The sequence below is a fragment of the Anaerotignum propionicum DSM 1682 genome, from assembly GCF_001561955.1.
Taxonomy (GTDB): Bacteria; Bacillota; Clostridia; order Lachnospirales; family Anaerotignaceae; genus Chakrabartyella; species Chakrabartyella propionicum.
The window spans coordinates 3,027,024-3,052,586 of sequence record NZ_CP014223.1; the positions used below are offsets into that span (position 1 = coordinate 3,027,024).

Genomic DNA, 25,563 nt, shown 5'->3' on the forward strand with positions numbered 1-25,563 from the left:
TTATGTTTACAATACGTACATTAAACAATATTGCTCCCACAGGCTTGGGAAAGCTGTCGGAGAAGCACTTTCATATAGATAACACCGCAGAAAATCCCGATGGAATTATTTTGCGCAGCTTTGATATGCATAGCATGCCCTTAAACGACAATTTATTGGCAGTTGCCCGTGCAGGTGCGGGAACAAATAATGTTCCAGTGGATCAGTGTTCAAGAAGGGGAATCCCCGTTTTCAATGCACCCGGTGGCAATGCCAATGCAGTAAAGGAACTGGTTTTAACAGGCTTGTTCATATCCTCCCGCCGAATCGTTGATGGCTCGGCATGGGTACAGACCATTTGCGAAAGTGACGCTTTGGAAAAAGACATCGAAGCAGGCAAGAAAAACTTCACAGGCCCTGAAATTTTGGGCAAAACCCTTGGAGTTATCGGCTTAGGTGCCATCGGCGTGTTGGTGGCAAACGCCGCTCTTGACTTGGGCATGGATGTGGTTGGCTATGATCCATACCTGTCTTTGGAATCCGCTTGGCATCTGTCCCCCTCTGTGGAAAAAGCAGACTCCATTGAGGATGTTGTGGCAAAAAGCGACTATATTACCCTACATATTCCTTTGAACGATAAAACAAAGCACACCTATAACGAGACATTGTTCTCCAAAACCAAAAGAGGCGCACGTTTGTTAAACTTTGCAAGGGGCGGGTTAGTGGATAATGATGCCCTGAAAGAGGCTTTGGATCAAGGTATCATTTCCCGTTATATCACTGATTTCCCTGAGAAAGAACTCCTAGGGAATGAAAATATCATTGTCACCCCTCACCTGGGTGCTTCCACACCGGAATCCGAGGAAAATTGCGCTATCATGGTTGCCGAGGAACTCCGGGATTATTTGTACTACGGAAATGTGAAAAATTCCGTTAATTTCCCCAATTGTACCGTTCCTTATAATGGAAAACCTCGTATTGCTGTTTCCCATAGAAATATTGTAAATATGATTGGTCAGCTAGGTGCTGTTTTCACAAAATACAGTATTAATATCGATAAATTGGTAAATAACTCTAAAGGAGAGTTGGCATATAACATTATCGTCTGTGACAGCCTTCCAGAAAATGAAGATGAATTGATTAGAGATTTATATGCCATCAACAGCGTAATCAAAGTACGCTTATTAAAATAAGGAGGAAACATTATGGCTACCATCAGACCCTTTATGGGAATACGTCCCGAGGCAGATTATGCCCAGGCTGTTGCCGCTCTGCCCTATGACGTAATGAATAGCGAAGAAGCAAGAGAAATGGTGAAAGACAAGCCTTATTCTTTTTTGCATATCGATAAAGCAGAAGTAGATTTGCCTCAAGGAATCGATCTTTATAGTGATGCCGTTTATGCAAAGGCAAAAGAAAATCTGGAGAGCATGATTGCACAGGGCGTTTTTACGCAAGATTTGCTCCCTAATTTATATATCTATCAGTTGACTATGAATGGCAGAAGCCAAACAGGTTTGGTTGCCTGCACCTCCATTGATGAGTACCTGAATGGTACCATCAAAAAACATGAACTAACCCGTGCGGATAAAGAGGCTGATAGAATTCGCCACGTGGATACTTTAAATGCCAATACAGGCCCTATTTTTCTGGCATATAAAAGCAACGAATTAGCAAAGACCATTATGGACGGTTGGAAAGCTGCAAATCCACCTGTATATGACTTTGTGTCCGAAGATGGCATTGGTCATACCGTTTGGGTGATTGATAGTGACACGGAAATAGGTATTTTAGTGGACTCATTCCGTAAACTTGAGCATTTCTACATTGCCGACGGTCACCACAGAAATGCATCAGCAGTAAAGGTTGGGTTAAAAAGAAGAGAAGAGAAAGAATTGTATACCGGCGAAGAGGAATTTAATTATTACCTTTCCGTACTCTTCCCCGCGGATGAACTGAAAATCATGGATTATAACCGAGTTGCAAAAGATTTAAACGGTCATTCTGCTGAAGAGTTTTTAGCCCTTTTAACCGAAAAATTTCAAGTAACACCTTATCAAAGTGAAGGACAGCTACATCCCCAAAAGCCCCATCAATTCGGAATGTATCTGGAGGGCAAATGGTTCTCTCTGATTTCCAACAGCAATCTGATTTCCAATGACCCCGTTTTAAGCTTAGATGTTTCTATTTTACAAAAAGAGGTTTTGGAACCCCTCCTTGCTATTGGAGACCCTCGTACAGATAAACGCATTGATTTTGTAGGTGGAATCCGCGGTTTATCTGAGCTTGAGAAACGTGTAGACAGTGGCGAAATGAAGGTTGCCTTTTCCCTTTACCCTACCTCCATGGAGGAATTGATGAATGTAGCAGATGCAGATTTGATTATGCCACCAAAGTCAACGTGGTTTGAACCAAAATTAAGAAGCGGCCTTTTCCTTCATGACTTAGGGGAATAAATATTCTCTGTCAATAAAATAAGTGCTCCGTTGCGGGATATAATCTTAGCAATGGAGCATTTTTTAAAAATTTTCAAATCATTCAAAGTTTATTTCCAATCATTTCTACTCACTATTTATAATGCTTTTATAATAAAAAATTCCGTTCTTCACATACTAAGTCAAAAGGAGGGATAAATATGATGAATAAATTTACAACAGGTCTTTTCATTGGCGGCATGGCAACAATGGCAGGTATTGCTTACATGGTTCAAGATCAAAAAGCTTACCGCAAGGTTATGAAAAAAGGCAGAAAAATGGCAGTCAAAGCTGAAGAAGTTATTGACGATATGATGGATGATTTGGTTGAAAGATAATTGAATTGCCAATAGACTTTAACTGCCTTCAACCAGTTGCAGCGTTAAAAAATGCTTTAAGAAAAAGCCCGATTGCTATCAAAAGGATTTGCTTTGCAAATTGATGCAATACGGGCTTTATGCTATTAAGGATTCTATTTTTTTAAATTTCCGCTGAGTTCAACCTGAAATGGAACTAAAAGATTAACTCATTTTCTCCATTTGAGTTTTTACATATTACTGTCTTTATATAACAAACCGCAAAAAAGCACACATTTCCCGTCCTAAGGCAGAAAAATGAGTGCTTTCTGTTCCAATAAAATTAGTGTAGTATAATTTAATTTTTAAAATCACATTTCAAAAAATCATACTCCTTTTTAACATTATCTTAGTATTAGAAGAATATCTATATTATTTATCGCTCTCGGACTTTGTTTCCTTATTTTCCTCTGCATTCTCTTCCAAAGGCGCATCTGTCTCTTGACTATTCGCCTTTGGATCTTCCTTCTTAGAAGCCTCTGCTTCTTCTTCGTCATCCTCCCAAGCCGACATATCTGCATCCCCAAAGGTTGATTTCAAGAAGCTTTCCGCATCATCAATTTGGCTGAGCTGCATTTGCAATGAGTTCAGAACAGATTCCACATTTTTTGCATATGCCTCTTCCTCTTCTGTGGGCGCAGCAGATTCCATTTCGTCTTCTTCATCCCAATCCTCAGCTTGATCTCTTTCCTTTTTTTCTTTCATTTTATCGCGGTAACTTTTTACGTCCGACATAAAACCATCCATCATTTCTGCCATACGAAATGCTGCACTTCTAACAGCTGGTTCAATATCTTCCGCTTTTTCAGAAACCTTATTAGCCATATCTTTCATAGCAGGCTGAATTTTTTCTGCTTTTTCGCCAACTGCCTTGGCTACAGAATTTAAGGCATCTCCCGCCTTGCCAAAAACATCTTCTACAGATTTGCCAATGCCATCCTTATCAAAACCATTGCTGCTTTGAAGAATAATCAACAAACGTTCTGCCTCGTCCGCATTTATAATGCCCTTCTCCAGCATGCCCAAAATTGCCATACGTTCTTCCTTCATCGCCTGTTCCTCCTCATCCTTGGGATTGATGCAAATATTATATTCATTGGGTCTTTTCCCTGTTCTGCCAAAGGCGAATAAAATACTCTCCACAATACGTCTGGAGGCTTGCCCATCCCCAAAAGGATTTTTGGCTTGAGCCATCTTCTCATATGCGGCCTTGTTATCCAAAAGCTCCTTCGCAGCAGAATAAATGGTATCCTCATCAGTACCAACAAGCTGTAGCGTGCCGGCTTCTACGCCCTCTGGGCGCTCGGTTACATTGCGAAGCACCAAAACTGGCTTACCCATTGAAGGAACCTCCTCCTGCAAACCACCGCTATCGGTCAATACCAAGTAAGAACGACACATTAGGTTATGCATATCTTTTAAATCCAAAGGCTCCGTCAAATGTATTCTTTCCGTTTTCCCAAGGATTCTATTCACAGGTTCCATTACTGCGGGGTTTTTATGCACCGCATAAACAATCTCCACATCGGGATACTCCTCAACCAACCGTTTTACACTGCGGCAAATATTCTCCAATGGCTCCCCAAGATTTTCTCTTCTGTGGGCAGTCATGGCCAATACACGTTTATTTTGAAAATCAATGTGGTTCAATTCCTCCACAGAAAAGCTATACTCCTCTTCTATGGTATGACCCAAAGCATCAATTACTGTATTTCCTGTAATAAAAATACTATCTTCGTTGATATTTTCTTTCAAGAGATGCTCCTTAGCCAAAGGTGTAGGCGCAAAGTGCAAATCTGTCAAAGCCCCTGTCAGTCGACGGTTCATTTCCTCGGGAAAAGGTTGATATTTATCATAGGTGCGCAATCCTGCTTCCACATGCCCAACCTTTGTTTGATTATAATATGCAGCCAATGCTCCGGCAAAGGTGGTTGAAGTGTCCCCATGTACTAAAACAATATCCGGTTTTTCCTTGGCGATAACCTCTTCCAGACCGGATAAGGCCCGGGTAGTAATACCGGCCAAGGTCTGTCGTGTCTGCATGATATCCAAATCATAAGCGGGATGCAAATCGAAAATCTCCAGAACTTGATCCAGCATTTCTCTGTGCTGTGCTGTTACACAAACAATGCTTTCGATTTCATCGTTTTTTTCCAATTCCTTCACAAGGGGTGCCATTTTAATTGCCTCAGGCCTTGTGCCGAAAACACTCATTACTTTCAACTTATTCATTCTATGAGCCGCGCTCCTTTATATCTGATTTACACCAAATTTACTTAATAAAATTGGTGATTTTACCGATTCCATCAATCTCACATCTCACCACATCACCTTTTTGCAGGAACTTAGGAGGATCAAAGCCCATACCTACGCCTGCCGGTGTACCCATGGCGATAATCGTCCCCGCTTTTAGTGTCATACCCTGAGAAAGCATGCTGATTACCTCTGCAATTCCTGTAATCATGAGGGATGTGTCGCCATCCTGTCTTAATTCATCATTTACATAGCAACGAATCCCCAAAGCAGGTGGGTTTGCAAACTCATTTTTCGTAACAATCCAAGGGCCGATGGCTGTAAAATCATCCAGACTCTTGCCAAAATACCACTGCTTATGGGCAGTTTGTAAATTTCTCGCACTAAAATCATTGATTATGGTATAGCCAAAAACATGCTGGAAGGCATCAGCCACGGAAACATTTTTTGTATCCTTGCCGATAATCACACCAAGTTCAACCTCATAATCCAACCCATCCACAATATCCCAATGTCCGTCAATCATTTCTTCATCAGCAACCGCAAGGTTTACACGCTTGGAAAAGAAAATAGGAACCGGTCTTTCTCCACCAAAGGCTTCGCCATGAAATTTGGCTGCCTCTTCTGCATGGGCATAGTAATTGATCCCCAAACAAATTAAATCCTGTTTTGGCACGGGAATGGGGGAAATCAACTTTACCTCACGCAAGGGGATACCACGCATCAGTTCCTTGTTTTTATCTAATTTTTTCTCTTTTTCCGGTGTCATCAAATCTAAAAATTCATTCATATTATGTGCAGTACAGCCCAAGTAATTCACAGGCACAACTTCCAAACCGTCATTTTTCAGAACACCGACCTCAACTCTGCCGCCACGTTTAAATGTTAAAACTTTCATATCCAACACCCTCCTTTATTCGGTCTTCTTTTGTAATCAATATTTTTCTAGAATATATCATATCATAAAAAATGTACGAAGCAAAGAGCAATCCTGAGATTTCATCATGTATACAACCATTTTCGCCATTTTCCGCACTGATTTTATGCATAAATATACCGATTCTATTTATTGAAAAATGTTTTATGCTTTAAACTTCTTTTCAGCTTTCTTTTGAAATCCTCAATGTCTTATCTCCTTTTTTATTCTAAGATTGAAATTTACAATGTTAAACTTTCGTTTCTATTCCCACAAACCACCAATGCCATGTCAAATCAACGTTAAAAGTGGACAAAAGTTCCCTTTGGTCAATAAGTATTTTAATATTAATATACAAAAATATTCATTTCTTTTTATTTTTGTTGATTTCTATTGCATTTCACCCCCTCATTATGTATAATTCATTTATATTATTCATATCGAATTCAGTTTTTCATTTAAGGAGGATAAAAATATTATGAAAGAAAAAATTGTATTGGCGTATTCCGGCGGTCTTGATACTTCCGTTATCATCCCTTGGTTAAAAGAAAACTATGATGCAGAAGTTATTGCTGTTTGCGGTGACGTAGGTCAGGGTAAGGAAACAGATGGCTTAGAAGAAAAAGCCCTGCGCACTGGTGCAAGCAAGCTTTACATAGAAGATTTGACAGAAGAATTCATTACAGATGCCATTTACCCTTGTATTAAGGCAAATGCGGTCTATGAAGGAAAATACCTGTTAGGTACTTCCATGGCTAGACCCATTATTGCAAAAAAATTGGTTGAAATCGCAAAAAAAGAAGGTGCAACGGCAATTTGCCACGGTGCAACAGGCAAAGGAAATGACCAGGTTCGTTTTGAGTTAACAATTAAGGCTTTGGCTCCTGAATTAAAAATCATTGCTCCTTGGCGTCTGGATACATGGGGTATGGAAAGCCGTGAGGATGAAATGGCTTACTTAGAAGCAAGAGGCATTCCTTTCCCAGTGAAAAAGGATGATTCCTATAGCCGTGACCGTAATATCTGGCACTTAAGCCACGAAGGCTTGGAATTGGAAGACCCTGCAAACGAGCCTAATTACGAGCATTTGCTTCAGATGGGCGTTTCTCCCGAAAATGCTCCTGATGTACCTGAGTATGTAACTGTTGATTTTGAAGCAGGTATTCCTGTTGCTGTAAACGGTGAAAAATTATCCCCTATTGCTTTGTTGACAAAGCTCAACGAAATTGGCGGAAAAAATGGCATTGGCATCATTGATATTTGCGAAAATCGTGTGGTTGGCATGAAATCCCGTGGTGTATATGAAACCCCCGGCGGTGCAATTCTTTACTATGCACATCGTGAATTGGAATACCTTTGCTTAGATAAGAAAACATTGTCTTTCAACGAAGTTGCCAGCAATAAGCTGACAGAATTGGTTTACAGCGGCGAATGGTTCACACCACTCAGAGAAGCACTTTGCGCTTATTTTGACCATACCAATGAAACCGTTACAGGTTCCGTTAAAATGAAGCTCTACAAAGGCAATATCATTTCTGCAGGGGCAACCTCTCCTTACAGCTTGTATAATGAATCCATCGCTAGCTTCACAACAGGTGAGCTGTATAATCATAAGGATGCTGATGGCTTTATCAACCTGTTTGGTTTGTCCATGAAGGTTCGTGCCATGATGCTGCAAAACAACCAGAATAAATAAAAATCAAAAACCTTTTTGGGGCTTTGCCCCATACCCAAATGCTTTGAAACACAAAAAGCTCACTGGGTTTGGGACAAGGCTCTTTGGTTTCTATGGATGAATAAGAAAGGATGCGTATTTATGAAACTTTGGGGCGGCCGCTTCACAAAATCCACTGATAGCTTCACCGACCATTTCCATTCCTCCATTTCCTTTGACAGCCGTATGTATCAAGAGGATATTACAGGCAGTATGGCTCATGCGGCAATGCTGGGCAAACAGGGTATTATTCCCCAAGGTGATGCAAATTTGATTATCAAAACCTTGCAAGAAATCCTTACTGATATTGAACAAGGTGAGGTTTCCTTTGATGAGAAGGCGGAGGATATCCACATGAACGTGGAATCTATCCTAATCAGTCGTATTGGTGATGTAGGCAAGCGTCTGCATACTGGAAGAAGCCGTAACGATCAGGTGGCTTTGGATACCCGTATGTATACAAAGAAAGAAATTATAACAATCCAAGCCTTGGTGAAGGAGTTAATGGAGGTTTTAAATTCATTAGCCGAAAAACATACGGAAACCATCATGCCCGGCTACACTCATTTACAAAGAGCACAGCCTGTGACCTTGGCACATCATCTATTGGCTTATATCGAAATGTTCAAGCGTGATTATGACCGCTTAACAGATTGCTTTAAGCGTACCGATGTACTGCCTTTGGGCAGTGGCGCTTTGGCGACCACCACCTACCCCTTGGATCGAGAATTTGTAGCCACTCAGCTGGGGTTTAGCGCAATCACTCAAAATAGCATGGATGGCGTTTCTGACCGTGATTTTTGTATTGAGTTGGTTTCTGATTTGTCTATTTTGATGATGCATTTAAGCCGCTTCTGTGAGGAAATTATTCTTTGGAGCAGTCATGAATTCCGTTTTATTGAGTTGGATGATGCATACTCCACAGGCTCAAGCATTATGCCCCAGAAAAAGAATCCTGATATGGCAGAATTAATCCGTGGAAAAACCGGAAGAGTTTATGGACATTTGATGGGTCTTTTGACTACCATGAAAGGCTTGCCCTTGGCATATAATAAGGATATGCAGGAGGATAAAGAAGCGTTATTCGGTGCCATTGATACCATAAAAATGTGTGTACCTGTATTTACAAATATGCTTGCTACTGTTACCGTACGGGAGCAAAATATGCTGGAGGCAGCAAAAGGCGGCTTTACCAATGCTACTGATGCGGCGGATTGGCTGGTAAAACAGGGGGTGCCCTTCCGTGATGCCCACGAAATTATTGGAAAGTTGGTTTTATATTGCATCCAGAATAATACTAATTTGGACGACTTAAGCTTGAACAAATATCAGGCAATTTCACCTGTATTTGATGAAAGCGTATATGCCGCAATTTCCGTAAAGCAGTGTGTGGAGGCAAGAAATGTTGTGGGAGGACCTGCGAAAGCAGTTACCACCAAGGCAATTGAGACAAATAAGGCTTACCTCAACTCTTTGGCTGAAAAATAAAATATACTGTCATTTGACTAAAAGAATTAAGATTAAAAAACGCTCGACCATAGGTCGGGCGTTTTTTTATAGGTATGAAATCATTTCAAGAATCTCATTCATATACTACAAATCATTTATTGAGATTTCGTGGACTCCTCAATTTTTTCCAAATGCCTTCTAAGCACAAGATTTACATATTGAGAGAAAGAACGGTCGTCTTTTTCAGCCAATTCCTTTATCCTTTCAATAATGTCACTATCCAAAGTCATGCTAACCTTCTCTTTCAGTGGCTTCATTTATATCACCTCTATTTGAATAATAGCATTATATCCCCCTTTTTATTGACTTATGATATAAAGTAGTATAAAGTGTGTTTATATAGGAGGTGATAAATCATGCCAAATCATACTTGTTGTTTTATTTGTAATAGGCATTTGCCAGTAAAAAGCATTCAAAGAATTCTGTTAAACCTTGACCGAGAGATTGAACATTGTATTTCTAACGGAGTCAGTACCTTCATTTGCGGAGGCGCCTTAGGATTTGATCAAATTGCTGCTTCTTTTATTATTGCGAAAAAGGGATTAGGTAAGAAAATTCGACTAATCTGTACTTCCATGTATAAATCAGGACAGATTATGGAATATGAAGGAAAGGGAATTTTATAAAGACTTGTTAAATGAGGCAGACAATATCATCTATATTACAGAAAATACTAGCCATCCATTCATAAGTAAACAGAATCGCTACATAATTGAACAATCTTCTTATTGCATTTGTGCATTACAATCTGAAAAGAGCGAAACAATTCAAATTATACAATATGCAAAAGAGAAAGGATTAAGTATTGTTAACATTGCAGAATAACCACCTGCGATTAAAACTTTTCCTTCAATTTGGTTCTTTACTTGATTACCAACCGATCTTTAACATAATTACAGGCATCTATCTATTAAAACAGTCGTAGAATTGGAGAATCTACGACTGTTCTAAAAACCATTATTTTAAAACACCTCTAAAACAATTCCTCCACTGCCTTTGGAGTCTCCGCTATGTAGTCCGCTCCATAGGCTTCAAATTCAGCTCTATCACCATAGCCAAACTCCACCGCAATGCAAGGTATCCCTACCAAATGGGCACCCTCCACATCAAACTTACGATCTCCTACCATAATTGCATCTTCTTTTTTGGCTCCAAGGCTTTCCAGAACATACTCAATCACCTTAGCCTTTGTGTCACGCCCGATTTCTCGGTTGTCACCGCCAATGATGTCAAAATAGCCGTCTATTTCAAAGTGCTTCAAAATCCGCACCGCAGTTTCTTCTTTTTTGGATGTAGCAACAACCAAACATTTCCCCTTTTTCTTTAATTCCTCCAACATTTCAGGAATGCCATCATACACCTTGTTTTCAAATAAACCCACCGTCGCATAGCGTTCTCTAAAAAATCCCAATGCCCTCTGGGCATCCTCCTGATTCATTTGAAAATCTTCGGTAAAGGTTTTGATTAATGGAGGTCCAACGATAAACTTCAAATCCTCATCCGCCCATTTAGAGATGCCCATTTTCTCCTGCATATGCTGTGCAGAACGGATAACCCCTTCGGCAGAATCCGTTAATGTACCATCCAAGTCAAATATGATAATGTTTTGCTGTAATTTTTCCATTCTTCTTCTCCTTCTTTTCGTAGTTAATCTGATTATGCTACTGCATACCTCTTTTTTCCATAAAGTTTTGTATATTTTACCGCAAATACCCATTTACCGCAAATAAAAAACCCCCTAAAGTTTTTCTTTAGGGAGTATCCTTCAATAGTACATCTGCTAAAATTTTTGCCAATGGCTTCATGGCATTTATTGCTTCTTGTTTTGTGTTGGTCTGTGCCCCTACCTCAACCAAGGCAGAACGGGGCATATAGTGCAATATAAAGCGGTATGGGTTCAGATAAATCCTTCGGATAAAATCAGGATATTCTTGCCCAGCCAAGGTTTTCATCTGCAAGCTAAAGGCTAAATTTTGCTTTATATATTTATTCTCCAGCCACGAAACAGGCTCTGCATGCCCATCCTTATTTAATCGGCAAATGCCGTTTACAAACATTACTTGTGCTGTAGATTTTCCATCAATATTTGTAACCAGCCTTAAGTTCTCAGCAATACCATCTCTATGCAGATCAATACAAACCTCAATAGACGGATATTTTTTTAATATTTCCTCCACCGCCGGCCCACTGCGCTCATATGCGCCCTCTCTTTTCAAGGAGCCGTTTACAGAGTCATATACAGTCATATCATGGAGTACACTGATTCCATAGTCTTCTTCTAAAATACGCTTTAATTCCTCCCCAACACCACATATCCCCTCTTGAAGCCCCTTGGACATATCACTGTCGGCAAAATCCTCATGAGTATGGGTATGAAATATCAAAATTTTAGGTTCCTTCATCGTTGGTTTTATAGAAAAATCCATGGAAAGGGCTTCATCTACATTGATATCTCCCTCCAGCAGAGCCGTTCTGCTATCCACAGTGTAAAAAGTGCTTTTTAAATAAGAAAAGTCCTTCATTTTATTCAGGACATCTGCCGTTATATGTAGGCTCTTTTGATTGCTGGAGATTTCGTCCTTCTGCTGAAATTCCACATCTTTCACACCCCAGACGGCAACATCATCATGGCCATCCTCAGCAACTTTCTGCCCAGTCGTAAGGCCTTGCGAAGACAGTTCCCCATGGGATACTTGTCCCGGTAGTACTTCCGCCAAAAGCCATCGTCCGCCGCCCATCTGCAAAAAAAACGGCAAAAACAGCAGAAAGACGAAAAGTCCAAAAAGGCTTAGACCCAGTTGTCTTCCGGCACCTTTTTGTTCCACCGGCACCGCCTCCCTTCATACAAAGTTTATGCCCATAAAAAGGGGCATAGAACTAAATATGTAGTGAAGCACTTCACTTTTTTACCGGGGGTCATGCCAAGTTAATCCCAAAATTTGACTAGTTTTATCCCCCCCCTCTTCCAGCCTTATTCCTTATAAATGGGAAGACAATCCCTTGAAATTCTCCAGATTAACTATAAGGTGTGTAAATCCTCCCCCAGAATTCCCAATTGTTCCAATTTGACACCACAGAAGCCGAGCCTTTCCCTTGTATATGCAAAAATGAAATTGCTTATTCCGGAAAAACCAAAAAAAGCCTTTGTTATTTTAACAAAAACTCTTTTAAAATTCTTATAAAAACATAAAACCCCCGCAGAGGTAGCTGCGAGGGCTTTACGCATATGGAGTTATGGTTTGTATGTTCAAAGGAACAAGATTATCTCAAGTTCGCTTTGATAACTTCTCCAATACGCTTGATGCCTTCTTCAATTTTTTCTTCAGGCATACAAGAGTAGTTCATACGGAATGTATTTTCGTGTCCTCCATTGGGGAAGAAGCTACCGCCGGGAACATATGCAACCTTCTTTTCCAAGCACTGTGTTGCCATTTCCTTTGCGTTGATGTATTCAGGCAATACAACCCATGTAAATAAACCACCATCGGGATGTGTCCATGTGCATTCCTTAGGGAAGTGTGCATCCATTGCCTTTAACATACAATCACGTCTTTTGCCGTACACTTCTTTGATTTTGTTCACGTGTTCGTCCAAATCATACATATCCAAGAAAGTATTCGTTTCCATTTGGGCAACAGTGGACGCCTGAAGGTCAGCAGCCTGCTTCATAAAGTTATATTTTGCTAAAATTTCTGCTTCTGCGCAAACCCAGCCAAGTCTGTATCCGGGAGCTAAAATCTTAGAGAATGTTCCTAAGAAAATAACAAGGCCCTTTGTATCCAAAGACTTTAAGGAAGGCATGTTTTCGTTTTCAAAACGCAATTCGCCGTAAGGGTTATCCTCAATTACAGGAATTTCATATTTTGTGATGATTTCCATAAATTTATGACGTCTTTCCAGTGTCCATGTTCTGCCGGATGGATTCTGGAAATCAGGAATTACATAAATCATCTTTACATTTTCTGTCTTTGCAAGAATTTTTTCCAATTCTTCCATAATCATACCGTTGTTGTCGGTAGGAACTTCAATAAATTTAGGTTCGCAAGCCTTAAACGCATTTACCGCACCTAAGTAAGAAGGGCTTTCCAATAATACAACGTCATCTTTATTTAAGAAAACACGAGCGGAAAAGTCCAAGCCCTGCTGAGAACCGCTGGTAACCAAAACATGATCAACATCTGTGTCGATATTGTTTTTTGCTTTCATTCTAGCTACAATTTTTTCTCTCAAAGGTACAAAGCCCTCAGTGGTAGAATACTGCAAAGCAGCCCGTCCCATTTCATCTAAAGTCTTCATGGATGCTTCCTTCATTCCCTCAACAGGAAATAATTCGGGTGCAGGCAAACCACCTGCAAAAGAAATAATATCAGGCTGAGCAGTGAGCTTAAGCAACTCTCTAATTTCGGAGCCTGTTAAAAGATTCATTCTGTCTGCAAAACGTACCATTGGTCTTTTCCTCCTTAAGATCTGAAAATAATTTGATGTCCTACAAGTTAAGTATTTATTCTTGTACATAGACAATTTAATTAAAAATATGCTTTTCAAACTAATTAAAACACAAATAATTAACAAAGTCAATGCAATTTCATGAAAAGTCTTCCTTAAAAATGACTTAAAACAATTTCTTACACTTAATCTTTTTTGTATAAAAAATAAAACAATTTAAAACAATACAATCCATTCGAAACCTTAATTGTTTCTATTCAAAAACATTTCAACCAAAAAACGTATGGTGCATAAAGTTACTTTTTGTACGTATTTTTGTACAAACATTTCTTGCACTTTTACTCCAATTAAATCTATTTCATTCCAAAATATACCATTCCCCATTTTAATCTGCTTTATCCATAAAAATTAGTATCCCAACCAAGAATCTTTACAAATCATGCTCCAAAAAATTCATAAAAACCCCCGTAGCACATCCACCTTTGGATGCCTTTGCGGGGGTTCATTTGTATCATGAAATATATTTAGGAAATATTTTATTTCAGGTTTGCCTGAATTACTTCTGCCAAGGCTTTAACGCCTTCTATAATTTTCTCATCCGACATACAGGAGTAATTCATGCGGAAACAGTTATTCTTACCACCATTGGGGAAAAAGCTTCCCCCGGGAACATAAGCAACTTTCTTCTCCAAACACTGCAAAGCCATTTCTTTTGTATCAATATAATCAGGAAGCTCAACCCATGTAAACAAACCACCATCAGGATATGTAAACTTGGCCTCTTTGGGGAAGTATTCCTTCATGGCCTTCATCATCACGTCCCGTCTGTGCTTGTATACTTCACGAATCTTATTTACATGCTCATCCAAATTATTCATGTCCATATATTTGTTAGCCTGAAGCTGTGTCAAAGTAGAAGTCTGCAAGTCGGCGCCCTGCTTCATGGTATTAAATTTTGAAAGGATCTCGTCTTTAGCACAAACCCAGCCCAAACGGAATCCGGGAACCATAATTTTAGATAATGTACCCAGATAAACCACAACCCCCTTTGTATCCAAAGACTTTAATGCCGGCATAGTATCGTTTTCAAAGCGCAGCTCCCCATAAGGATTATCCTCGATGACAGGAACTTCATATTTATTTACAATCTCCATGAATTTTGTTCTTCTCTCCAAAGACCAAGTACGTCCTGTGGGATTCTGGAAATCAGGAATCACATAAATCATCTTCACATTTTCTGTGGTAGCAAGAACCTTCTCCAATTCCTCCATCACCATACCGCCATCATCCGTGGGCACTTCAATAAACGTAGGTTCACAAGCCTTAAAAGCATTGATTGCACCTAAGTAAGAAGGGCTTTCCACCAAAATCACGTCGCCCTTATCAATAAAAACTCTTGCGGCAAAATCAAGTCCCTGCTGAGAACCACTGGTAATTAAAACCTGTTCAGGCGTGGCATGAATATTATTTTTTACTGCCATTCTTTCCACAATTTTCTCTCTTAGCTGGGGCAAGCCTTCGGTAGAGGAATATTGACAAGCAATTGTACCCATTTCCTCCATGACCGCAAGACCAGCCTGCTTCAACGCTTCTACTGGAAACAACTCCGGTGCGGGCAACCCGCCTGCAAAAGAAATAATATCGGGTCTGGCAATGAGTCTTAAAAGATCTCCAATATCCGAACTATCCAAAAGGTCTAATCTTTTTGCAAAACGTACCATAAACTTCATTCCCCTTTCATTTGTTTTTTTAAACGAACATCTTATGTATTGAAATAAAGACATGTAACTATTAAGCCATAAAAACGCCTTAGTGTCAATGTAATTCAAAAAAAATTGTACAGCATTAAAAACATTGATACTAGTGATATTCAGGCACTTTCATGACCAAAACTCATGGGAATTTTATGACAAAATAAACCCTACAGATTATAGGCTTTATCCTCCTTGGGCAAAACAACAATGACAGGGCATGAAAACAAGAAAAATTTCATCATTTTTTTCTAATAGCACTCAAGCTTATGCTCAATTACCCCATTTTTTTGTGTTTTCTTCGTCTTGTTTATAGTAGTGCCCCTTTAAGTTTTGTAATAGTAAACCGTTAGAATTATAGGCAAATTGCAAACACCCATATTCTCTTGCTATCAGCGAAGAAACTAAAAAAAATCATAAAAACTTGCAAAATTTATTACATTTTGTCAAAAAGTTTTATATATCGAATTTTTTGTTTTATTTTTATTGCAATCCCAACAATATGCTGTATAATAATTGAGGTTTAGTAAAAATAATAGAAAAGTTTAGTAGTGCTAAATATGATAGGAGTTGTTCAGCATGGATATCGGACATAAAATCAAACAGCTTCGTGTGCAAAAAGGTCTGACTTTAGAAGAGTTGGCAAGCCGCAGCGAGTTGACAAAAGGTTTCCTGTCGCAGATGGAAAGAAATTTGACGTCTCCTTCCATTGCAACTTTAAATGATATTGTTGAAGCCTTAGGCACCACTTTAGCCGAATTTTTTAAAGAGGAAAAAAAAGAAAAATTGGTTTTTCATAAAAAGGATTTTTTCGTAGATGAAAGAGGGCATTATACCATCCACTGGATTGTACCCAATACGCAAAAAAACGAAATGGAACCCATTCTCTTAGAATTACCCCAAGGGGGAGAATCCTTTCAAATGGATCCTCACAGTGGTGAAGAATTCGGTTATGTTCTTGAGGGCAGCATTACCCTTGAGTGTGGTGATGAAAGCTTTATTGTACACAAAGGAGAAACCTTCTACCTTTTAGGTAAAACAAGCCACTTGTTAAGAAACGACAAAAAAACGACGGCAAAAGTTCTGTGGATTTCCACGCCGCCGTTATTCTGATATGTTAGGAGGCAGACATGAAAAAGCTTATACAGTTTAAAAATATTGTCAAAGATTTTGACGGTAAATTGGTTTTAAAGGGTATCAATTTGGATATCTATGAGAACGAATTCGTTACACTCCTTGGCCCCAGCGGTTGTGGCAAAACAACCCTTCTGCGTATTTTGGGTGGATTTTTAACGCAAAATGAGGGAGAAGTGCTTTTTGATGGGGAAGAAATTACAAAAGTACCTCCATATAAAAGGGAAATCAACACAGTATTTCAAAAGTACGCCTTGTTTCCTCACATGAATGTTTATAACAACATTGCCTTTGGCCTGAAAATTAAAAAAGAGCCCAAAGATATTATAGAGCAAAAGGTGAAGCGTATGCTCAAGCTGGTAAACCTTGAGGAATATGCAGACCGAAACGTTACCGAAATGAGCGGTGGTCAGCAGCAGCGTGTTGCTATAGCCCGTGCCTTGGTAAATGAACCAAACGTACTTCTTTTGGATGAGCCTTTGGGTGCGCTGGATTTAAAGCTCCGTAAAGAAATGCAGCAAGAATTGAAGAAAATTCAGCAAGAAGTAGGCATCACCTTCATCTATGTTACCCATGATCAAGAAGAGGCCCTTACCATGTCCGATAAGATTGTGGTCATGAAGGATGGAGAAATTCAGCAAATCGGTTCCCCCACAGATATCTATAATGAGCCTGTCAATCAATACGTTGCCAACTTTATTGGCGAAAGCAATATCATAGATGGGGTTATGCTAGAGGACTACCTTGTTATGTTTGAGGATAAAAAATTCAAATGCGTGGATTTTGGCTTTGCATCAGGTGAAAAAGTAGATGTTGTCATCCGCCCAGAAGATTTGGATATTGTCCCTAGGGCAGATGGCAAGCTAAAGGGCATTGTAAAATCTGTGTTATTTAAAGGGGTACATTACGAAACCATTGTAGAAACAAAAGTAGGTACTTCTATTACCGTAAAAATGATGGTTTCCGATGACCGTCCTGTTTATAACGAAAGTGCCAACGAGAAAATTTCTGCCAACGATTTTTATTTGGATATGGAAGACGTGGAAACCTTAGACGAGGGTACCATTGTTGCCCGTGCAGATGCCCAGGCGTGGAATCCTGAAACGGATGAATACATCTCCATTAAGGAAATCAGTTATTCTATAAAAAAAGAAAACGGCAGCTATCCAGTAACCTTCTCCACCGCCGCAGGCACCTCTGTTACGGTAAATATGATTGTGAAAGATGAAAACCGTATCGCAAACAAAGAATATCAAGAAGAAATCTTTGCAGTAAATTTCTTTAAAAAGGCGGATGAGATTCATGAATCCATTGCCTTGGAAACAGATTTGAAAACTTGGGCAAATGCCTCCGCTTGGAGCCTAGAGGATGGTACTTCCGTTGAAATTACCAATGTAAAATATGATTTTGACCCAGAAACCCTAACCCCTGGCGTTTATGAGGTTACCTTTGCCACAGAAGGCTATGAGTATAAAGTTGATACCACCGACCGCTATGAAATTGGCAACGAGGTAGGGCTGATTTTCCAGCCTGAGGACATTCATATTATGTCAAAGCAAAACTGAAGGGAGGGTGTTCAGTGAAACAATTTAGAAACATGGCACTGCCCTATATTGTTTGGATGGGAGCTATGATTGTGGTTCCCATGCTGTTGATTCTCCTTTATGCCTTTACCGATAAAGGAAATGACGTGGCAACCATACGCTTTTCACTAGAAAACTTTGCCCGTTTTTTCAGTGATACCGTATTTATGAGTGTTTTGAAACGCTCCTTGTATATTGCAATCATTACAACAGTGATTTGTATTTTGTTTGGCTATCCCATTGCATATGTCATTGCCACCAGAAGTGAAAAAAGCAAACTGTTTTGGATCCTTTTGATTACCCTGCCCACATGGATTAATATGCTGGTGCGTACTTACGCATGGATGGGCATTTTGCAGGATGAAGGAATCATCAATCGAATGCTGGGCTTTTTGGGAATCGGCCCTGTCTCTATGATTCACACAAGCTTCGCCGTTGTTTTGGGTATGGTCTATAACTTCATTCCCTTTATGATTCTGCAAATATATACTGCGTTGACTAAAATGGATAAAAGCTATTTGGAGGCGGCTAGCGACCTTGGTGCCAATGCCATACAATCCTTTTTAAGGGTGACTTTGCCCCTTTCCATCCCTGGGGTAATCAGCGGCATTACACTGGTGTTCTTGCCAGCGGTATCCAGCTTCTTCATTCCCAAGCTTTTGGGCGGCGGACAGTATGTTTTAATTGGTAATGTTATTGAAACTGAATTTTTAACTTCGGGAGACTGGAACTTTGGTAGTGCCATTTCCCTAGCAATGGCAGCCATTATCATGTTTTCCATGTATATTACAAAAAAGGTTGATAAAGACCCTGCCGCTAACGGAAGGGAGGATAACTAAATGGAAAAGAAAAAAAGACGCCTGTTTTCTAAAATTTTGTTGGGCTTAACAGCGGTTTTCTTCTATGTACCTATTTTGTATATTATTTTGTTTTCCTTCAATAGCTCTCGATCCCTAACAAAGTTTGAAGGATTCTCCCTACGCTGGTACGAGAAAATGTTTGCAGACTCCACCATGATGCAGTCTGTGGCTTATACGGTCATCATTGCACTTTTAGCCACCATTGTTTCCACAATTGTGGGCACACTAACGGCAATCGGCTTATCAAAATCGAAAAAGATAATGAAAGGCATTGTAGAACAAGTGAATAACTTACCCATTCTGAATCCGGAAATTGTAACGGGTATTGGTTTATTAATGTTTTTCAGCGCCTTAGGGGTAAGAAAAGGTTTTTTAACCCTGCTTCTTGCTCATATCATGTTTTGCATTCCTTACGTAATTCTCAGCGTAACGCCAAAGCTGCGTTCTCTTGATCCAAATTTGGCGGATGCCGCACTAGACCTTGGCGCAACGCCCATGCAGGCTTTGTGGAAGGTCATTGTTCCTCAAATTAGACCGGGCATTATCTCCGGCGCACTGATTGCCTTTACCATGTCCTTTGATGATTTCATCATCTCCTACTTTGTAACAGGCAACGGCGTAAACAATATTTCTATTTTAGTCTATACCATGAGCAAACGTGTGAATCCGTCCATCAACGCCTTAAGCACCTTGGTTATTCTGTTGATTACGGTGGCGTTATTCATTGTAAATATTATCCCTATTCTAAAAGAAAAGAAAGGAAGTAAACTGACATGAAAAAAATGATTGCATTGGCTGTTAGTGGAGCATTGTTGCTGTCCGGCTGTGGCGGTGGTTCTTCTGCTTCTGACGCGGCGGAAAAATATGGCTCTTCCACATTAAAGCTCTATAACTGGGGGGAATATATGGGTGCAAACCTGATTTCCGACTTCGAGAAAGAATATGGCGTAAAGGTGATTGTGGAATACTTTGATTCCAACGAAATGATGTACACAAAATTGCAGGCAGGTGACGCTTATGATGTCCTTGTGCCCTCTGACTATATGATTGAACGTTTGATTAAGGAAAACATGCTGCAAAAACTGGATCTAACCAAGATTCCAAATATCTCAAATTTGGCTGAAGGCGTGAAGCATCTGCCCTATGACCCCGATAATTCTTACTCTGTGCCATATTTCTGGGGTAACGTGGGAATTGTTTATAACCACAATAACGTAAAAGCCGCAGACGTGGAAAAACTGGGCTATAATATCCTTCAGGATACCACCTATAAAGGACGCATCTATGTATATGACTCCGAGCGTGATTCCTTTATGATGGCATTGAAGGCATTGGGCTATTCCATGAATACAGAGAACGAAAGCGAGGTTCAAGAGGCTTATAACTGGCTCCTTCAAATGAACGATACCATGGATCCCGCTTATGTTACCGATGAAGTAATCGACGGCATGATTAATGGAAATAAAGATATTGCCGTTGTTTATAGTGGTGACGCCGCAACTATTTTGAACGAAAACGAAGATATGAGCTTTTTTCTACCTACAGAGGGCACAAACCTGTGGAGCGATTCCATGGTTATTCCTGCTAACGCAGAAAATCCCCTCTTGGCTCATGAATTCATTAACTATGTATTAACCCATGACGCTTCCTACGATAACTCCGAAACTGTGGGATACCCTTCTTCTAACCAAGAGGTGTTGGATGAAATGTCTGGCTCTGGTGGAATTTATGCAGAAAATGAAGCATATCTGCCCAGAACAGATTATGCCAAGGACGAAGTATTTAAAGATAATCCTGTTTTAAAGCAGAAACTTGCTGAGCTTTGGATTAAAGTAAAGGCTTCTCACTAAATCACATCATAAAAGCCCGTATTGTTGGATTATAGCAATCGGGCTTTTTGTTTATCAAATTTTATATATTTTTTTCCACCAATCATTTGGAGATATAAAAACCAAACCTGTAATCACAATACCTACAGTAATTAAAAATGAAAAAGTTATGAAAGGTTCACCAAAATAGTCCCATGGATTTTTATTAAGATTCTTTATCTTGTCCAAAAACTGTAAAATAATTAAACCAAATAATTGTAAAGACAATTGGCAAAAACCAACCAAAATAAATATGTAACCTAAAAATTTTCTATTCATGTTCAAACTCCAATCTATTTAAGAATAATAATTATTTCAATATCATTTTGCTCAATTTCAGAAAACAAGCCCCTCATATAAGAAATATTAATAAAATACCAACTAGAAAAGCGATATTCAACTTTATTCCAATATTTTCCATTCTAGTATCCTTTCTATAATTTGTCAATATCTGTATGTTTCTTGTTTTTTCCTCTTTACTTATAATTTCATTAAGAACCAGTACCTTTTTTCTATGTGATTATTTTGACACTGTCGTAACAAGGAAGTATAATGGATTTTAGATTACATTTTGAAAAGGATAATACCATGAAGCCAACAAAAAAGGTTATATTATATTATAAAGTCTCTGCCAAGGGCGTTACCATCTTGGGCATCAAGGGCAGAGCAAGCCAACTGCATATTCCGGAAACTATTGATGATATGCCTGTGGTGGCCATTGAAGATTTCGCTTTTTCCATTGAAACGGAGCAACCTCAGCTAGAGGAAGAAAACTTGGGAGAGATATTTCTTTGCTTATCAGCAGACAAACGCACTGCCGTTCCCAAAGAAGATGATGGAGATGCCATCTTACGTATCATCCTTCCTGATACTATCCGCCGTATTGGTGCTTATGCCTTCTCAGGCTGTAATGCCTTGGGTTCTATTGTTCTGCCTGAAGGGTTGGAGGAAATCGCCCCCTATACCTTTTCCGGATGTTCCGCCTTAGAGGCTTTGACACTGCCCCAAAGTATACAAAAAATAGGTAGCTATGCTTTCTTCGATTGTCATAGTCTCAAGGCTCTTACCATCCCAGACAAGGTAACTGCCATAGAGCGCTATGCATTTTATAATTGCAGATCCCTTTACAAAATCAATATACCGAAAAATACAGAGCATCTGGAAACAGGCTTATTTTTGAATTGTGACAGCCTTTACGATATTTATTTCGGACAATGCAAGCATATTTCCGACTTAATCGCAGTTCTAAACCATGAGCTGTTGCTTACCATAGATTTTCCCGATGCCAGAGCGAAATTGCTCATCCCCGATTTTCAATATGAATACATCGAGGATACCCCTGCACGGCAGTTTCATCAGGTAAATTACGGCACAGGCCATTTATTTCGCCAATGCATTCGCAATTCTGACATTGATTTTCGCAGATACGACGAACTGTTTTATCTTACTCGAAGGGAAGATGCGGCAGTTTTGGTACTGCTTTTGGCGGTATATCGTCTGTCCTATCCCTACCGCCTGGTAGCTGAACGTAGGGAAACCTATCTTTCCTATGTGCGAGAGCATTTGCTGTTTGCGGCGGATTATTATATCCAAAACAATGATCTGGAGGTTCTGCGTCAATTCGCCCAATGGGGACTTTACACCAATGAGGCTTTGCCAAAAATGATAGAAATGGCACAAAAAAAAGGAAAAACTGAAATTCTTAGCTTTCTTATGGATTACCAACATAAAAAAAGGAATCCCATAAAGAAAAAAAGCTTTGATTTGTAAAGGAGGGCTTATGAACGAAAATCATCAACGTCTCATACAAATCGGCAATGCTATTTTAAATGCCTCCCGCAATGAATTATACTTATCCTTGCGGTTTTTGGATATTGCTTTAAGCGGACTACGCTATGAAATGAACCTTTCCTCCCTTTATGTGGGAACGGACGGAGAAAAGGTGCTGTTTAACCCTCGATATTTGGTAGAGCGGTACCAATCCGACCCCGTTTTGGTAAACCGCCTTTATCTGCATATGCTTTTGCATTGCATTTTCCGCCATCCTTTTCACATGGGAGAACGGGATGAGGCTCTTTGGGGCGTTTCCTGCGATATTGCCGTAGAGTCCATTATTGATTCCCTGCCTCTAAAGGCCACTCGCTTGGTAGTTTCTGATCGCCGAAATGAAATGTATGAGTCCCTGAAAAAGGATTTGAAAGTTCTTTCTGCCGAAGGTATTTACCGCAAGCTTTCAGAACAAAAGTTGACCGATAAGGAGTTTGGCAAGCTACAGCTTGAATTCTGGGTGGACGATCATGTTTTTTGGGAGCATAAAAAAGAAGAGAATCAGAATAACGATAATCAAAATGACAATAATTCTGAAAATCAAGACCAAACGGAACAAGAACAAAATCAAGAAAAGCAGAAACAACTTGAAGAAAAATGGCAGCAAATCGGAGAAAAAATGGAAACCAATTTGGAATCCTTCTCGAAAGAGATGGGAGAAAATGCGGGGGATTTGTTGCAGCTTTTGAAAATCGAAAATAGAGAGAAATACGACTATCGTCGGTTTCTTGAAAAATTTGTGACCCTAAAAGAGGACATGCGGGTGGATGACGATGCCTATGACTATATCTTTTACACATACGGACTGACGCTTTACGGAAATATGCCCCTCATTGAATCCTTGGAGTATAAGGAAGTAAAAAAAATAGAAGAATTGGTTATTGCCATTGATACCTCAGAATCCTGCGAAGGGGAAACCATTCGCCGTTTCTTGGAAGAAACCTACGCAATTCTTAGAAACAGTGAATCATTTTTCCATAAAACAAATATCCACATCGTCCAATGTGATGCAAAGGTACAACAGGATACCATCATCACTTCCACGGAGGAATTGGCACAATACATGGATAACTTTCGCATCCTAGGCAGTGGCGGCACCGACTTCCGCCCTGTGTTTGAATATGTAAATAAGCTCATTAACGAGAAGGCATTCCATAACCTAAAGGGACTGATTTATTTTACCGATGGTTACGGCACCTTTCCCAATGGCAGACCGCCCTATGAAACTGCTTTTATCTTTTTTCATGAGGACTATTTAGATTTAAATGTACCCCCTTGGGCAATGAAGGTTGTCCTAGGGCCGGAAGACCTATCAATCTATGATAAGGAGAAATGACTATGAATATAAAACAAGCAAAGGAAGAAATTCAAAAAGCCATACAGGCTTATTTGTTGAAAAATGAGTTTGGTGAATACCTGATTCCCCGGGTGCGTCAGCGCCCCGTTTTGCTTATGGGGCCTCCTGGAATTGGCAAAACCGCCATTATGGAGCAAGTGGCAAGGGAATGCGGCGTTGCCTTAGTATCCTATAGCATCACCCACCATACCCGCCAAAGTGCCATCGGTCTGCCCTTTATCAACCATAAAGAATACGGAGGCAAGGAATATGCCGTAACGGAGTATACCATGAGCGAAATTATTGCCTCTGTTTATAACAAAATGGAAGAAACAGGTCTTTCAGAAGGCATCCTTTTTATTGATGAAATCAACTGCGCTTCGGAAACCCTAGCCCCTGCCATGCTGCAATTTTTACAGGCAAAAACCTTTGGTGCCCATCGGGTGCCTGATGGCTGGCTCATTGCCGCCGCAGGAAACCCCCCTGAATATAATAAAAGTGTTCGGGAATTTGACGTTGTGACCCTTGACCGTGTGAAAAAAATTGATGTTGAGCCTGATTTTAAAGTTTGGAAGGAATATGCTTATAAGCATTCCGTTCACGGCGCAATTCTTTCCTATCTGGAAATCAAGAAAAATCATTTTTACGCCATGGAAAACACCGTGGATGGGAAACGGTTTGTAACCCCCAGAGGCTGGGAAGATTTATCCACCATACTTAAAGTATATGAAACAATGGGCATCACTGCGGATGCAGGCATGATTTTACAATATTTGCAGCATCAAAAAATCGCCAGAGATTTCGCCAATTATTTGGATTTATATCATAAATATAAAACAGATTATCATGTGGAGGATATCCTAAACGGTACCTTTACGGAACAATCTGCGGCAAAATTATCTTCTGCAGCCTTTGACGAAAAGCTTAGCGTTCTGGGTCTATTGCTTAGTCGTCTTTCCGATGATTTTCGGCTGGCTTATGAAGGGGATTTATTTACCACAGAACTACATCAAGCCCTTGTGGAACTGAAAGAACGCTTCCAAAACCCTTATTGCAAGGAAACACCTTGGGATAAGCTTTTTGAAGGCTTGATTGAGGAAAAAGAAAATTCCTTTGTTAAGGAGCAGAAAGCCGACCTTTTGGATCAAAGCACCAAAAAAAGCCGCCGCATGACCATAGAACGGCTCTTTGCATTGGAAAAAGAAATAAAAGGCCTTGGCATTCAAGAAAAAGAGGCTGTTTTTGAAAAAATCAAATCCTCCTTTTCCAAGGATGTTACCCATAGGGAACAGCTTATTGAGACAGGTGCAAAAGAATTGGGAAATGCTTTCCTCTTTTTAGAGGAGGCCTTTGGTGCAGGGCAAGAAATGGTAATTTTCATTACAGAACTAACCACTAATTTCTACAGTGTAAAATTTATCAGCGAAAATGGCAGTGAAAAATACTATCAATATAATAAAGAATTGCTGTTTGACGAAAAACAAAAAAGCATTTTAAAAGATATTGCATCCGCAAAGGCTGAGGGGGCTCTTTTGTTTTAAGCAGTGTTTGGGGAAA

21 protein-coding genes and 1 pseudogene are annotated in these 25,563 nt (G+C 39.8%); 14 read left to right on the plus strand and 8 right to left on the minus strand.

The genetic code is table 11. The features are described 5' to 3' along the window. Positions 1-2 precede the first annotated feature (2 nt). From CPRO_RS14290 to CPRO_RS15455, 3 genes are all read left to right on the plus strand, one after another. Positions 3-1,172, plus strand: coding sequence for a 3-phosphoglycerate dehydrogenase family protein (locus tag CPRO_RS14290; RefSeq protein ID WP_066053315.1), 1,170 nt, complete (start codon positions 3-5; stop codon positions 1,170-1,172). A gap of 12 nt (positions 1,173-1,184) precedes the next feature. Then, on the plus strand, positions 1,185-2,435 hold the full coding sequence (locus CPRO_RS14295) for a DUF1015 domain-containing protein (RefSeq protein ID WP_066053318.1): 1,251 nt from the start codon (positions 1,185-1,187) through the stop codon (positions 2,433-2,435). A gap of 179 nt (positions 2,436-2,614) precedes the next feature. Beyond that, positions 2,615-2,791 (plus strand): hypothetical protein, encoded by a 177-nt coding sequence (locus CPRO_RS15455; RefSeq protein ID WP_157881692.1) that lies wholly within the window; start codon positions 2,615-2,617, stop codon positions 2,789-2,791. 390 nt (positions 2,792-3,181) lie between these two features. Here the strand turns inward: CPRO_RS15455 and wecB are convergent, their stop codons facing one another. Further along, a complete protein-coding gene (wecB, locus tag CPRO_RS16300; RefSeq protein WP_082754383.1) occupies positions 3,182-5,041 on the minus strand; it encodes a non-hydrolyzing UDP-N-acetylglucosamine 2-epimerase in 1,860 nt (619 codons plus the stop codon). A gap of 40 nt (positions 5,042-5,081) precedes the next feature. Continuing rightward, complete coding sequence (locus CPRO_RS14305) at positions 5,082-5,960, minus strand: fumarylacetoacetate hydrolase family protein (protein ID WP_066053321.1); 879 nt, start codon at positions 5,958-5,960, stop codon at positions 5,082-5,084. A gap of 496 nt (positions 5,961-6,456) precedes the next feature. Between CPRO_RS14305 and CPRO_RS14310 the strand changes: the two genes are divergently transcribed. Together CPRO_RS14310 and argH are read left to right on the plus strand one after the other, a co-directional pair. After that, positions 6,457-7,674 (plus strand): argininosuccinate synthase, encoded by a 1,218-nt coding sequence (locus CPRO_RS14310; RefSeq protein ID WP_066053324.1) that lies wholly within the window; start codon positions 6,457-6,459, stop codon positions 7,672-7,674. A gap of 120 nt (positions 7,675-7,794) precedes the next feature. Then, positions 7,795-9,180, plus strand: a complete 1,386-nt coding sequence (gene argH, locus CPRO_RS14315) for an argininosuccinate lyase (RefSeq protein ID WP_066053327.1) — start codon at positions 7,795-7,797, stop codon at positions 9,178-9,180. A 116-nt stretch (positions 9,181-9,296) separates the two neighbouring features. On the opposite strand, the gene CPRO_RS14320 is transcribed toward argH, so the two are convergent. Continuing rightward, positions 9,297-9,458: a DUF6364 family protein gene (locus CPRO_RS14320; protein ID WP_066053330.1), complete on the minus strand. Its 162-nt coding sequence runs from the start codon at positions 9,456-9,458 to the stop codon at positions 9,297-9,299. 99 nt (positions 9,459-9,557) lie between these two features. Between CPRO_RS14320 and CPRO_RS14325 the strand changes: the two genes are divergently transcribed. After that, positions 9,558-9,827 (plus strand): hypothetical protein, encoded by a 270-nt coding sequence (locus CPRO_RS14325; RefSeq protein WP_066053332.1) that lies wholly within the window; start codon positions 9,558-9,560, stop codon positions 9,825-9,827. Between the two features lie 347 nt (positions 9,828-10,174). Here CPRO_RS14325 and CPRO_RS14335 read toward each other — a convergent pair whose 3' ends face one another. The 4 genes from CPRO_RS14335 to CPRO_RS14350 form a co-directional block, all read right to left on the minus strand. Then, complete coding sequence (locus tag CPRO_RS14335; protein ID WP_066053336.1) at positions 10,175-10,825, minus strand: HAD-IA family hydrolase; 651 nt, start codon at positions 10,823-10,825, stop codon at positions 10,175-10,177. Positions 10,826-10,952: 127 nt separating this feature from the next. Next, positions 10,953-12,026, minus strand: a complete 1,074-nt coding sequence (gene spoIIP / locus CPRO_RS14340) for a stage II sporulation protein P (RefSeq protein ID WP_066053339.1) — start codon at positions 12,024-12,026, stop codon at positions 10,953-10,955. 436 nt (positions 12,027-12,462) lie between these two features. Then, positions 12,463-13,647, minus strand: coding sequence for an aminotransferase-like domain-containing protein (locus CPRO_RS14345; RefSeq protein ID WP_066053343.1), 1,185 nt, complete (start codon positions 13,645-13,647; stop codon positions 12,463-12,465). A gap of 536 nt (positions 13,648-14,183) precedes the next feature. Next, positions 14,184-15,368, minus strand: coding sequence for an aminotransferase-like domain-containing protein (locus CPRO_RS14350; protein WP_066053346.1), 1,185 nt, complete (start codon positions 15,366-15,368; stop codon positions 14,184-14,186). A gap of 609 nt (positions 15,369-15,977) precedes the next feature. Between CPRO_RS14350 and CPRO_RS14355 the strand changes: the two genes are divergently transcribed. The 5 genes and pseudogenes from CPRO_RS14355 to CPRO_RS15640 all read left to right on the plus strand — a co-directional run bounded on the left by CPRO_RS14355 (position 15,978) and on the right by CPRO_RS15640 (position 20,825). Further along, complete coding sequence (locus tag CPRO_RS14355; RefSeq protein ID WP_066053349.1) at positions 15,978-16,511, plus strand: helix-turn-helix domain-containing protein; 534 nt, start codon at positions 15,978-15,980, stop codon at positions 16,509-16,511. 17 nt (positions 16,512-16,528) lie between these two features. Next, positions 16,529-17,533: pseudogene (locus CPRO_RS16305) on the plus strand (ABC transporter ATP-binding protein); the annotation flags it as partial. Between the two features lie 578 nt (positions 17,534-18,111). Beyond that, entirely contained in the window at positions 18,112-18,954 is an 843-nt protein-coding gene (locus CPRO_RS14365) for an ABC transporter permease (protein WP_066053355.1), read from the plus strand. Then, positions 18,955-19,752, plus strand: a complete 798-nt coding sequence (locus tag CPRO_RS15635; RefSeq protein WP_066053358.1) for an ABC transporter permease — start codon at positions 18,955-18,957, stop codon at positions 19,750-19,752. It abuts the gene before it with no gap. Further along, on the plus strand, positions 19,749-20,825 hold the full coding sequence (locus CPRO_RS15640) for an ABC transporter substrate-binding protein (RefSeq protein WP_066053361.1): 1,077 nt from the start codon (positions 19,749-19,751) through the stop codon (positions 20,823-20,825). The genes CPRO_RS15635 and CPRO_RS15640 overlap by 4 nt, the downstream gene beginning before the upstream one ends. Before the next feature lie 54 nt (positions 20,826-20,879). Here CPRO_RS15640 and CPRO_RS14380 read toward each other — a convergent pair whose 3' ends face one another. Beyond that, positions 20,880-21,122, minus strand: coding sequence for a hypothetical protein (locus CPRO_RS14380; RefSeq protein ID WP_066053363.1), 243 nt, complete (start codon positions 21,120-21,122; stop codon positions 20,880-20,882). Between the two features lie 273 nt (positions 21,123-21,395). Between CPRO_RS14380 and CPRO_RS14385 the strand changes: the two genes are divergently transcribed. From CPRO_RS14385 to CPRO_RS14395, 3 genes are read left to right on the plus strand one after another with little or no spacing between them, the layout of a single operon-like run. After that, positions 21,396-22,613: a leucine-rich repeat domain-containing protein gene (locus tag CPRO_RS14385; RefSeq protein ID WP_066053365.1), complete on the plus strand. Its 1,218-nt coding sequence runs from the start codon at positions 21,396-21,398 to the stop codon at positions 22,611-22,613. Positions 22,614-22,623: 10 nt separating this feature from the next. Beyond that, on the plus strand, positions 22,624-24,006 hold the full coding sequence (locus tag CPRO_RS14390; protein ID WP_066053368.1) for a vWA domain-containing protein: 1,383 nt from the start codon (positions 22,624-22,626) through the stop codon (positions 24,004-24,006). A gap of 2 nt (positions 24,007-24,008) precedes the next feature. Continuing rightward, positions 24,009-25,547, plus strand: a complete 1,539-nt coding sequence (locus CPRO_RS14395) for an ATP-binding protein (protein ID WP_066053371.1) — start codon at positions 24,009-24,011, stop codon at positions 25,545-25,547. The last annotated feature ends 16 nt before the right edge of the window (positions 25,548-25,563 follow it).